Origin of the sequence: Solemya pervernicosa gill symbiont (genome assembly GCF_002020875.1) — a bacterium.
In the GTDB taxonomy this organism is placed as follows: Bacteria; Pseudomonadota; Gammaproteobacteria.
Genome location: NZ_MPRL01000074.1, coordinates 16914 through 29169 on the forward strand (window position 1 = coordinate 16914; position 12256 = coordinate 29169).

Sequence of the window (12256 nt, forward strand, 5' to 3'; positions counted from 1 at the left end):
CCACTGGTTGTAAAACCGGCGGATCTAGATCGTGGCGAAGGGGTCACTGTTGGCATTCATAACCTTAAACAACTTGCTGGCGCATTCAATACAGCATCCAAGCATTCAAAAAAGATACTCATCGAGAAAGAGGTACCTGGCGTCTGTTATCGTATCTTTATCGCCAATAACGAGATGCTCTATGCCCTACGACGTGGTCCGAGAGCGGTCATAGGCGATGGAGAACATACAGTCTCCGAACTCATTGAACTCGCAAATAAAAAACTACTGGCAACCCCACCCTGGAAACGCAGCAAGGCTATTCCGCTTGATGAGCTGGCATTAGACTCAATCACCGAAAATGGTTTTTCACCGGAGACAATTCCTGAACCTGGAACAACAGTTCCAATCAGAAAGATCGAATCATCCGAGTGGAGTGGTGACATCACCGACGCAAGCGATCAAGTTCACCCTGACAACAGAGCTATTGCTCTTCGCGCGGCAGAACTCTTTCAACTCTCGAATGCTGGCATCGACATCATCTCTAGCGATATATCTATACCATGGCATCAAAACGGAGCGATTATAAACGAAGTCAATTTCGCTCCATACTTTGGCGGCCACCCCACTGCAAGGGCGCGACTTCCGCACTATTTTGAGAATTTTATTGAAGGTGATGGACGAATACCGGTAGAGGTCGTAATAGGAGGCAGCGAGGCGGAAAAAACGGCCCGAAAGATTCAGCAGCTACAGGTCGATGGCGGCACTGCTTGTTACCTAACTAGTCATTATCTGACTATCACCCCGTCTCTGCAGGAGATGCCGTTTCCTTCTATATCACTGTTTACACGTACGATTGCACTACTCATGAACCGTAAAGTTGAATCAGTCGTACTTCTTATTCAGACCGACGAGTTCATCCAGACTGGCCTACCCGTTGATCGTATCCGCCACATCACACAGACAGGCGGAGTTATTTCAGAGTGGCAATCCAACAACTCACCTATTGATAATGAGCGCAGGAAAATGCTGAACACCCTCTTAAGCTCATATCTTATCACCACCACCCCATTGTGATCGTACAAAGCGACGGATCAAGGATAGCCGCCGTATGGCAGTATCAGTGAGGAACTAGCAAACTCCTGGGTCATACTCACTTGTTTGGTTTACGTCGTTTGCCAACACTCTTCTTATCGCGCAGACGTTTTTTCACCTTGCTCTTTTTACGAGCCAGCTTCTGTTTTTTACTACCAGCCGCCTTACCGGAGGCCTTCTGTTTTTTCGGGCCCTTATAGGTCGCTACTAACCCCTCGATCTCACGGCGCTCAAAACGTTGTTTGAGGTAGCGTTCGATACCGGCGGTTCGATTCCACTCGTTATGGTCAATTAACGATATAGCCACGCCCTTTTCACCGGCCCGTCCAGTACGGCCGATTCGGTGTACATAGTCATCACCGCTACGCGCCATTTCGAAATTGATAACCAGATCGATCCCTTTCACATCGAGACCGCGTGCCGCCAGGTCGGTGGCAACCATCACCTGAACATTGCCGCGACGGATCATATCCATTACCAGGTTGCGCTTCTCCTGATCCATATCACCGTGTAACACGCCAGTCCGGATCTCACTGCTGCGCAGCAATCCGCCGAGTCGGTCGGCCTGAACACGGGTGTTGGTAAAGACCAGCGCCTTGCCGTATTCATCATTAGAGAGCAGCCTCTGCAGTAACCGTTCCTTATGTGCCACATCGTCGGCCAACACCATCTGCTGTTCGATGTTGGTGTGTTTATCCTGCGAGGTGGCGAGTGTGATGATCTGTGGCTCATCGAGCAGTAGCCTGGCCATGGCTGCCACCTCTCCCCTTTCGATAGTGGCGGAGAAGAGCAGCGTCTGACGCTCTCTTCTACTCCGCTTGGCGATACTCATCACCGTATCGCCAAAGCCCATATCGAGCATGCGATCGGCCTCATCGAGTATTAACACCTCAAGATCATTGAGCTTGGCGGTGCCTTTCTTCAGGTGATCGAAGAGTCGGCCAGGGGTAGCGATTACCACAGCAGGCCCCTCTTCCAGCTGCTTAACCTGCTCTTTGTAGTCATCCCCACCGGTAATCAGCAGCGTCTGCAGGTCGGTAAATTCGCACAGTTTCTGACACTGCACATAGACCTGTCGGCCCAATTCACGGGTTGGCACCAATACCAGTGCTCGCACCCCCGCACGACGTGCTCGATTGGCTAACAGTTGATGCAGGGTTGGTAACAGGAAGGCTGCGGTCTTACCGCTACCGGTCTCGGCACTTACCAGCAGATCCTGCGCTTTTAGTGCAGGAGGTATCGCGTTGAGCTGTACCGGTGTGGCGCTCTGGTAGTCGAGAGCCTTGAGCGCCTTGAGTAGACGCGCATTGAGTGGGAGATTGGAGAACAACGGCAGAGCCCTCGAGCGGTTGGAGAGTGGGCGCACTCTAGCAGATTTTTGCCTTATATACGCCTGCGCATCGTTCTTCAGCAAGCCCTACTCGAAACAATAGTTATGTTATTCAATTACCTATCCGTCCCGCACAATAACCTTCAATAGCCTTCTCGCTGTTTCACATCTACCGAGCGCTGCAATGTAATCCTGTTGCTACGAGAGAGCTGAGTGAGGCGAGTCATACCAGGAGAGGACAAATTGAGACTCTACGCCAGGCCTATTCACGACTACCCCAGCTCCACTTCATAAGCTATCAACTCCCTTTTGTGAGCATCTTCACAGAATCGAATGGTAAATGTGTCACTCAAAGGTAGGTGTGCTAATAGTTATATGTACAGCAGATAGTGTTGGAGTAGCTTGATGAACAGTATCAGTATTCCCGGTAACGACATCGCAGCAGCGCAGGCCAAAAAGCTCGCCATACAGTCACAGGGCATCACCGCACTCAGTCTGATCGCATCGCTGCCTAAACCGCAGGCTGCCGCGAGTGCGCAGAACTCAGCTGCACCCGATCCCACCTCGCGCATCGGTCACAACATCAATGTAAGGGCTTAGCACCTAACTACATATAACAAACAAAGCGGGTTTTCCGCCTCTTCTCTGTCACGCTCATTAGTAGGCCTACACCACTCTCGATCCGAGCTTCAGCCCAACGGCTTCTGCGGTAACATAGGCCCGATGAACACTCCACCCCTATCTATCACCCACCACTTTCCGCGCCATGCAACTCTGCTACAAACACTGATTGGCATTGCCCTTGTCGCCCTGATTTTTGGCCTCCTTGCACCCATCGTCACTCTGGAGAAGTTCTACCTGTTTGAGAACACCTTCTCAGTCCTCTCAGGGGTGCAACAACTCTGGCGCGAGGGACAGATATTTCTCTTCTGCATCATCACCCTCTTCAGCGTGATCATGCCTTTTCTGAAGCTTGGAGTATTGATGCTATTGGTAGTAATGAAAGAGGGTGATGGCGCGCGGCTTCAGCGCTATCTGCAATGGATGCATCTATACGGCAAGTGGTCGATGCTAGATGTCTTTGTCGTCGCGCTACTGGTAGTTTCGGTCAAGCTCGGCGCAATTGCCAACGTCGATATGCGCTATGGACTCTACGCCTTTACCCTTTCAGTCGTCTTGACGATGATCGCAACAGGTTGGGTCGTCCATTTGAGCAACAAGCTGACCCAGGATACGCCCGCTCATGAGAGGGAAGACGACGGCGACTCTAGCAGTTCTGTATCTTCATGACTGTAAGGCGGCGATGAGCAACAGAGTATCTTCAGGGGGTTCGTTCCGATGCTTCTGATGCAGTGCGCCACACCCGGAGCGATATGGACAGTATCGCCCGTAACCACATCAAACTGATCATTAGCCAGCGTCATCAAACCCTGCCCCGCCGTGATGTGATAGAGCTCCTCGCTCTGATGATGGCAGTGGAGTAGCGTTGTCACCCCCGGGCCGACCTCGGCCTCGGCCAGACTCTGGTTGCGATTGCCGTGCTGGTCTGGATGCATCAGCTCTCGAATCAGTGACCCATCCTTGGTCTGATAGGTCTCAGCCGCACTGTATTTGACCGTTTTATCCATTGCATCATTGCCTCGTTAATAGTCACCAAATTATGCAGAAGGTTCATCTTGCCGTATCGCTGCCAATCCAGTATAAAAACCACACTAACATCATGGTGAATATAAGGAATTGTTAATGTCTGCACTGACCGATGAACTGAAAGCTGACCACGCCTGGGTCCTTGAGAAACTCGAAGAGGTTAAGAGGAAGGGTATCGTATCTGAGGATGCGGTTGAGACCCTGATGAGCATCAAGAACGCACTAATTGGTCATCTTCAGAAAGAGGACGCAAAGCTCTACCCGGTACTCAATAAGGCCGCTGAGAGTGATAACCGCCTGAAGAACAATCTGAAGATCTTCGCCAAGGATATGGAGCAGATCACCGCCGATGCGATCGCCTTCTTCGACCGCTACTCAACCACCACTTCCGACAGCGCCTTTGCAGAGGATATCGGTGCACTCTTCTCGCGTCTAAAGCGTCGTATCAGCACCGAAGAGAAGATGCTCTACTCAGAGTACGACAAAGTCTCCTAAGCCTCACCAAACAGATGACACGCCACCCGGTGTTCGCCCTCAAGGCGAACCTCGGTTGGATAGCAGTCATTACATTGCGTCATCGTCCTTGGGCATCGCGGATGAAAATGACACCCTTGTGGTGGATTAGCTGGTGAGGGCAGCTCGCCCTCCAGACGCACGATCTCTCTGCGCAACTCATCATCCACCTCTGGTACTGCCGACAGTAGAGCCTGTGTATAGGGATGCTGCGGCGACTCCAACACCTCATCAACGCGCCCCTGCTCAACGATCCTACCCAGATACATAACCGCCACCTCGTGCGCCAGATAGCCAACAACCGCCAGGTTGTGGGTAATAAAGAGTAACGAGATACCGAACTGCTGCTGCAGCTCTTTGAGAAGATTCAGGATCTGTGCCTGCACCGAGACATCAAGTGCGCTGGTTGGCTCATCACAGACAATCAGTTTCGGATTGACCGCCAGGGCACGAGCAATACAGATGCGCTGACGCTGACCACCTGAGAACTCGTGTGGATAGCGATCAGCCATCTCCGGCGAAAGCCCCACCTGGCTCAGCAATTCCGCCACACGCTGTTCACGCTCTGTGCGACTCGTAACTAATCCCTGGGCAATCAACCCCTCGGCAACCACATCACCGATCTGCATGCGCGGGTTCATTGATGAGAAGGGATCCTGAAAGACGATCTGGAAGTTGCGCCGGTGCTGACGCAGCTCACGGCTACTCAGCTCGGTCAGCTCCAGCTGGTCGAACTGCACACTACCGGCAGTGGGACGGATCAGCTGCAAGACACCCTTACCGACGGTGGTCTTGCCACACCCCGACTCCCCCACCAACGCCAGGGTCTGCCCCTTGGGAATCTGTAGTGAGATACCGTCGACGGCGTAGACGTGACCGACGGTGCGCTTGAAGAGACCGCGCTGGATCGGGAAGTGGACCTTGAGATCGGTTGTTGCGAGCAGTGGAGAGCCGTCCGATACACTCTCATCCGTCTTGGAGAGTGGAAGCTCAACCTCAACCGACGCCCCCTCACTCCCCATCTCAGCGAGGAAACAGCGCGCAGAGTGGCCCGCCGCCTGCTCCCGCCACTCAGGCACACGCCCTCGGCATACATCCATTACCGAGGGACAGCGATCGGCAAAGCGACAGTGGTTAAACTGACGATCAAGACTCGGCACCATGCCATCGATAACGGCTAGAGGCTGGTTCCGCTTACCTTTGCTTGGCAGCGATTCAAAGAGTTTGCGGCTATAGGGGTGCTGCGGATGGGCGAAGAACTCGTCGCGCCCCGCCTCTTCGACCAGCTGCCCGGCATACATGACACCTACCCGGTCGGCATTCTCCGCCACCACACCCAGATCGTGGGTAATGAGTAGTATCGACATGCCACGCTCACGCTGTAGTTTGCGCAGCAACTCCAGAACCTGCGCCTGGATAGTCACATCGAGTGCCGTGGTCGGTTCATCGGCAATAAGCAGATCGGGCTCACCCGCCAGCGCCATCGCGATCATCACTCGTTGTTTCATACCGCCAGATAGCTGGTGAGGAAACTCCTTATATCGCCGTGCTGGATCGGGAATGCCGACTGCATCGAGTAGCTCAACAACCTGATCTGCTGCCTGCGCACTATTTAACCCCTTGTGTAGCCGCAATACCTCAGCCACCTGCTCACCCACAGCCATCACTGGATTGAGCGAGGTCATCGGTTCCTGGAAGATCATTGCGATGCGATTACCTCGCACCTTACGCATCGCTGCATCGGAGTGTCCGAGTAACTCCTCACCCTCGAGCTCAACCCGCCCAGCAACAATTCGCCCTGCCGGTTCGGGCAGCAGCCGCAGCAGTGAGAGTGCAGTCATCGACTTTCCACAGCCCGACTCACCTAGCAGTGCGTAGGTCTCGCCTCGCGCGATCTCAAAGCTGACGTCATCGACTACGCGCAGCGTGCCACGCCCTGTCTCGAGACAACTCTGCAGCCCGTCAACACGCAGTAGTGGTTCACCTCTCTCACTCATCGACACATTCATCCATCAGCTGTTTCAAATCATTAGCCCCGCCGCGTATCGAGCGCTTCTCGTAACGCCTCACCGATGAAGATCAGTAGTACCAGAGTCCCGACTAATACACCGAAGGTGGTCATCGAGAGCCACCAGGCATCGATGTTCTCCTTACCCTGCGCCAGCAGTTCACCCAGTGACGGGGTCGAGGGCGGCACACCGAGACCGAGAAAGTCGAGACTGGTTAGCGCCAAAATCGAACCGCTGATACGGAACGGTAGAAAGGTGATGACGGGTGTCATCGCATTGGGCATCAGGTGGCGACGCATGATGGTGCGGTTGGAGACACCGAGACTGCGCGCCGCCTCCACGTAGTCCATGTTACGACCACGAAAGAACTCGGCACGCACATAGTCGGCCAGTCCCATCCAGCCAAACAGGCTCAATAGAATAATAAGTAGCGCCACACTTGGTTGGAAAATCGAGGCGAAGATAATCAACAGATAGAGCTCCGGCATTGAGCTCCAGATTTCGATAAAGCGCTGCGCAAATAGATCAGTGCGGCCACCAAAGTAACCTTGCAGTGCCCCAGCGAGCATACCCACCAGGGTACCAACCACCGTCAGGGCAAAGGCGAACAGTACCGAGAGACGGAAGCCGTAGATCAATCGTGCAACAACATCCCTACCCCGGTCATCGGTACCGAGCAGATTCTCATCACTGGGTGGCGCCGGGTTGGGTAGCTCGGAGAAGTAGTTGATGGTGTTGTAGCTGTAGGGGTTGGGCGGATAGATTGCCCAGTTTCCACCTTCTTTCAATTGATCTCGGATAAAGGGATCCAGGTAGTCTGTCTCAGATGCAAAGTCACCGCCAAAACGTGTTTCGGGATAGGTCTCAATCAACGGGAAGAAATACTCATCCTGATAGTGAACGATCAGGGGTTTGTCGTTCGACAGCACCTCAGCAATAAGGCTCAGCAGGAACAAGATAGAGAAGAGCCAGAGACTGTAGTAGCCACGTCGATTCGCCTTGAAACGTTGCCAGGCGCGACTGCTCATGCGGTTTGGATTCGCAGCCATCTCAGCGCTCAACCGACTCAAACTGGATGCGCGGATCGATCACGACGTAACAGATATCGGTTATCAGCTTGGCGATCAATCCCATCAGAGTGAAGAGATAGAGTGTGCCGAGCACGACTGGATAGTCACGTTTCAACACCGACTCATAGGAGAGCAGCCCCAGACCATCAAGCGAGAAGATCGTCTCAATCAGCAGTGAGCCGGTAAAAAAGGCACCGATAAAGGCAGCGGGAAAACCGGTCACCAGCGGGATCATCGCGTTGCGGAAGATGTGGCGGTAGAGCACGCTATTTTCGGTCAGCCCCTTGGCGCGTGCGGTCAGCACATACTGCTTGCGGATCTCCTCAAGGAAGCTGTTTTTGGTCAGCATGGTCATGACGGCAAAGCTACCGACTACCGAGGCGGTCACCGGCAGCACCATATGCCAGAGGTAGTCGAGGATCTGGTCGATTAACGGTAGTTCAGACCAGTTATCGGAGACCAGTCCGCGTAGCGGGAAAACATCGTAGAAGCTACCTCCACCGAAGAGCACCAGCAGGGTAATACCGAGCACAAAACCCGGTATCGCATAACCGATCAGGATTACCGTGCTGGTGATGACATCAAACGGCGTACCCTCGCGCACCGCCTTCGCGACACCGAGTGGGATACAGGTGAGGTAAGTGATAAAGAAGGTCCAGAGACCAAGGCTGATCGAGACCGGTAGCTTGTCGACCACCAGCTCCATCACCGTCTTGTGGTGATAGTAGCTCTCGCCCAGATTGAAGCTCAGGTAGTTTCCGATCATCTCACCAAAGCGCTGCCATGCCGGTTTATCAAAACCGTAGTAGGCCTTCAGCTCATTGAGGCGCTCCTCATCGAGCCCCTTGGCGCCACGGTAGAGCCCCTCGATACCTGCACTCGCCTCACCATGACCGCCCTGCCCCTTCATCTGCGCCACCAGCTGTTCAACCGGACCGCCCGGTACAAACTGAATAACGACAAAGGTGATCAGCATCACTCCGAACAGGGTCGGGATCATCAGTAGCAGACGTTTGAGGATATAGGCGAGCACTAGTTAGTCGCTCCCGTTTTTTCAGCACGCTTCCACCAGGTGGCCAACATCCAGCTATCGGCGTTGTAGTAGAGCGGAAGACTCTCCGGCATGCCAAAACGATCCCAGTAGGCGATACGGTGGCTGCCGATATACCAGTGTGGCACCAGGTAGTAGCCATTGAGTAACACACGATCGAGGGCACGTGCGGCGGTGACCAGCCCGCTGCGATCCTTGGCATAGATCAGTGCATCGACCAGTGCATCGACCGCCGGGGCTTCAATGCCAAAGGTGTTACGTGACCCCTTCTGCTGCGCCGAGGAGGAGTGGAACATGCCCATCAATTCATTGCCGGGTGATTGCGACTGACCAAAGCCACCCACCACCATATCGAAGTCGAACGACTCGATACGACGTTGGTAGAGGGCGATATCGACAGTGCGGTACTCCACCTCGATACCCAGCTTAGTGAGATTACGTGCAAAGGGGGCGAGTATGCGCTCAAAACCCTTCTGCGCCAGGATCACCTCAAAGCTAAACTTTTCACCCTTAGCGTTGCGCAGTGCACCGTCACGATAGACCCAACCCGCCTCCTGCAGCAGCGCCTTGGCCTTACGCAGATTGCTGCGCAGACTTGCGGGTGCTTTTGTGGTGGGAGGCTGCCACGTTTCTGTGAATACCTCGGGGCGCAGCTCGTCACGAAGCGGCTCAAGCAGGGCCAACTCGTCTCCTTCTGGTAAGCCCCGTGCGGCCAGCTCACTATTACTGAAATAGCTGTCGCATCGCTCATACTGATTATAGAAGAGCTTGCGGTTCGACCAGTCGAAGTCGAGCGCCTGTGAGATCGCCTGACGCACACGAAGATCCTTGAACAACGGACGACGCAGATTAAAGACAAAACCCTGCATACCGGCGTTATTACTGTGTTTCAGGTTCTGCTTTACGATGCGTCCATCGCGGAACTTTGGTCCAATGTAGTCTCGCGCCCACTTCTTCGAGTTGTACTCATGGATAAATTCGAACTCACCGGCCTTGAAAGCCTCCAGCGCCACTGTTGCATCGCGATAATATTTGTAGGTGATGCGCTCGAAGTTAAACATGCCCCGGCGCACGTTAAGATCGCGCCCCCAGTAATTGGGATTACGCCTGTAGGTGATGTTCTTGCCAATGTCGAAAGACTCGACCGTGTAGGGGCCGCTGGCGATCGGTGGTTCCATCGCCACCTTATCAAACGCCTTATCACCCACCCAGTTGCGGGAGAAGATCGGGATCTGTCCGGCGATCATATGCAGCTCGGGATTGACCTTGGTGAACTCAAAACGGACCGTGCGTGAATCGACCACGACCGCTCGTTCGATGTCGGCATAGTAGAAGCGATACTGCGGATGCCCCTTCTCTCCCTTCAATGAATCGAAAGAGAACTTCACATCCTCTGCGGTGACAACCGAGCCGTCGTTAAAACGCGCCTCGGGACGCAGGCGGAAGGTGACTGAACGTTTATCCTCCGCCAGGGCTGCATCCTCTGCCAACAGACCATACTGACTGAAGGGCTCATCAAGGCTTGAGGCCATCAGCGTCTCGATCATCAACGGCGTGAGCCCATCGGCCGAGAGCCCCTTGAGCACGTAGGGGTTGAAGGAGTCAAAACTACCCGTCACCGAGAGAACCAGCTTGCCCGTTTTGGGTGCATCGGGGTTGACGTAATCGAAGTGATCGAAGCCGGGTGGATACTTCGGCTCATAGCCGAGCGCCTGTGCGGGTGCCGCCTGCAATCCGAATGGGATCGATAGCAGAGAGAGCAGCATCAGCAGATAGTTCAGGTGGCGCCAGGAGATCATGTTGCAGTTATTGTTATTCCAGGGGTTCACCTAGTCGGGAACCCACTTCGGTTGTATGATTACACGCTTAACAGTTAGGTAACCTCTGATTAATTCTGGACAGGATGATATGAGATGAAAAATTGTTCAATACAAGGCGCAGATTGCAGTGAATAGCTGGCTATTCTCAAGATCTGCAACGCAGTAGTGGACCATTTTTCGCTCATAGCAACTGAAACACGAATTAATCAGAGGTTCCTCAGCCCATTGTAGCGGTATCGGCACCTGTTTAGCTAACCAAGATATTGAGAATATTCCGGGAGAAATTATGGGTTTCATGCAGGGTAAACGAGCACTCATCACTGGCGTGGCCAGCAACCGTTCAATCGCCTGGGGTATCGCCGAGGCGATGCACCGCGAGGGGGCAGAGATCGCCTTCACCTATCAGAACGAGAAGCTCAAGGCACGCGTCGAGAAATTCGCCGCCCAGGCTGACTCAAACATCGTACTCCCCTGCGATGTCTCCAGCGATGAAGAGATCGAAAAGCTCTTCGCCGAACTGAAGACCCACTGGCCCGACGGACTCGATATCATCGTCCACTCAATCGCCTTTGCCGATAAGGCGGGGCTGGAGGGTGACTTTGTCGAGGGCGTGACCCGTGAAACCTTCAACCAGGCGCACGAGATCAGCTCCTACAGTTTCACTGCACTGGCCAAGGCGGGACGTCCGATGTTGCGAGAGAATGCAGCACTGCTGACCCTGAGCTATCTCGGCGCCGAAAAGGTAATCACCAACTACAACCTGATGGGACTGGCCAAGGCGAGCCTTGAGGCCAACGTGCGTTACATGGCCTCGACCATGGGGCCGCAGGGTGTGCGTGTAAACGCCGTCTCGGCCGGCCCGATCCGCACCCTGGCCGCCTCCGGCATCAGTAATTTCCGTAAGATGCTTGACGCCTCTGCGGCCGTTACCCCGATGCGTCGTAACGTCACCATCCAGGAGGTCGGTAATACAGCCGCCTTCCTCTGCTCCGATCTCGCCTCCGGCATCACCGGTGAGATCACCTACGTCGATGGCGGTTACAACACCATTGGCATGGCGATTGGTGAGGTTGAATAGCTACGACTTCAACACCCTAAAAGGCGGCCAGTCGGCCGCCTTTTTTATTACCCAAAACTGCTTTCACCAAGTACCTGCTCGATTAGCCATGCAGTCCGGATGGCGTGCAACGCAATCCGGGGTGATTCACCGCATCTAACAACACCCCGGATTCCACTTCGTTACATCCGGGCTACGGCCTGAGGCGAGACCTTGCTAGGCACCAGCCCAACCCCGGTACCTGTTGCACTGATCGCCACTATTTCGTCACACCCAAATAACGCAAAAAAGCAAAAAAGCAAAAAAGCAAAATCACTCTGCTGCAGATGGATGTGCGAATGTCTCGGTAAGCATGGATGCCGCACAGGGACATGCCAATGCCCCGTGAGGCAGGATGCCGGAAGAGACTCCGTTAGAGACCGCCACCCTATAAGGATTCGCGCCTACCGCGCATCACGCACCAACCGTACATAGCCGGCATTGATCTTACCGTAGACGAAATCGGTCCCACCGATGAAAGCGACGCTCCACGCGTCGAAGGCAACGCTAGCAGACGTAGAAGATGACCAGTACACACTTAAGGCAGTCTCGGGGAGTCGCTATTTTTGCGGAAGCTTGTTTTGGGCGTCCAAGCCCAAGCAAGCGGCAAATACTTAACGCGACCGTTTATGCCTACGGCGCCCCG

General features: G+C 54.1%; 11 protein-coding genes and 1 pseudogene. 6 read left to right on the plus strand and 6 right to left on the minus strand.

The annotated features are described in order from the left end of the window. Positions 1-3: 3 nt before the first annotated feature. A pseudogene (locus BOW52_RS18015) lies at positions 4-120 on the plus strand (hypothetical protein); the annotation flags it as partial. Positions 121-174: 54 nt separating this feature from the next. Then, positions 175-1056, plus strand: coding sequence for a hypothetical protein (locus BOW52_RS14335; protein WP_236725761.1), 882 nt, complete (start codon positions 175-177; stop codon positions 1054-1056). A gap of 76 nt (positions 1057-1132) precedes the next feature. Here BOW52_RS14335 and BOW52_RS14340 read toward each other — a convergent pair whose 3' ends face one another. After that, positions 1133-2404, minus strand: a complete 1272-nt coding sequence (locus tag BOW52_RS14340) for a DEAD/DEAH box helicase (RefSeq protein WP_236725762.1) — start codon at positions 2402-2404, stop codon at positions 1133-1135. 405 nt (positions 2405-2809) lie between these two features. On the opposite strand from BOW52_RS14340, the gene BOW52_RS14345 reads away from it, so the two are divergent. Both BOW52_RS14345 and BOW52_RS14350 read left to right on the plus strand, forming a co-directional pair. Continuing rightward, positions 2810-3004: a hypothetical protein gene (locus tag BOW52_RS14345; RefSeq protein ID WP_078484770.1), complete on the plus strand. Its 195-nt coding sequence runs from the start codon at positions 2810-2812 to the stop codon at positions 3002-3004. A gap of 123 nt (positions 3005-3127) precedes the next feature. Next, positions 3128-3694: a paraquat-inducible protein A gene (locus BOW52_RS14350; protein ID WP_078484771.1), complete on the plus strand. Its 567-nt coding sequence runs from the start codon at positions 3128-3130 to the stop codon at positions 3692-3694. On the opposite strand, the gene BOW52_RS14355 is transcribed toward BOW52_RS14350, so the two are convergent. Beyond that, positions 3646-4032: a cupin domain-containing protein gene (locus BOW52_RS14355; protein ID WP_078484772.1), complete on the minus strand. Its 387-nt coding sequence runs from the start codon at positions 4030-4032 to the stop codon at positions 3646-3648. The genes BOW52_RS14350 and BOW52_RS14355 overlap by 49 nt on opposite strands. A gap of 115 nt (positions 4033-4147) precedes the next feature. On the opposite strand from BOW52_RS14355, the gene BOW52_RS14360 reads away from it, so the two are divergent. Next, positions 4148-4546: a hemerythrin domain-containing protein gene (locus tag BOW52_RS14360; RefSeq protein WP_078484773.1), complete on the plus strand. Its 399-nt coding sequence runs from the start codon at positions 4148-4150 to the stop codon at positions 4544-4546. Here BOW52_RS14360 and BOW52_RS14365 read toward each other — a convergent pair. Genes BOW52_RS14365 through BOW52_RS14380 form a run of 4 tightly spaced genes read right to left on the minus strand, consistent with a single transcriptional unit; the run spans position 4543 to position 10493 of the window. Continuing rightward, on the minus strand, positions 4543-6561 hold the full coding sequence (locus BOW52_RS14365; RefSeq protein ID WP_078484780.1) for an ABC transporter ATP-binding protein: 2019 nt from the start codon (positions 6559-6561) through the stop codon (positions 4543-4545). The two genes, BOW52_RS14360 and BOW52_RS14365, sit on opposite strands and share 4 nt — an antisense overlap. A 32-nt stretch (positions 6562-6593) precedes the next feature. Next, complete coding sequence (locus BOW52_RS14370; protein ID WP_078484774.1) at positions 6594-7622, minus strand: ABC transporter permease; 1029 nt, start codon at positions 7620-7622, stop codon at positions 6594-6596. Position 7623: 1 nt separating this feature from the next. After that, positions 7624-8676, minus strand: coding sequence for a microcin C ABC transporter permease YejB (locus BOW52_RS14375; RefSeq protein WP_078484775.1), 1053 nt, complete (start codon positions 8674-8676; stop codon positions 7624-7626). Further along, positions 8676-10493 carry an extracellular solute-binding protein gene (locus BOW52_RS14380; protein ID WP_078484776.1) on the minus strand — a complete coding sequence of 606 codons (1818 nt, stop codon included), beginning with the start codon at positions 10491-10493 and terminating at the stop codon, positions 8676-8678. Before BOW52_RS14380 ends, BOW52_RS14375 begins: the two co-directional genes overlap by 1 nt. A 307-nt stretch (positions 10494-10800) precedes the next feature. On the opposite strand from BOW52_RS14380, the gene BOW52_RS14385 reads away from it, so the two are divergent. After that, positions 10801-11592 carry an enoyl-ACP reductase FabI gene (locus BOW52_RS14385; RefSeq protein ID WP_078484777.1) on the plus strand — a complete coding sequence of 264 codons (792 nt, stop codon included), beginning with the start codon at positions 10801-10803 and terminating at the stop codon, positions 11590-11592. Positions 11593-12256: the final 664 nt, after the last annotated feature.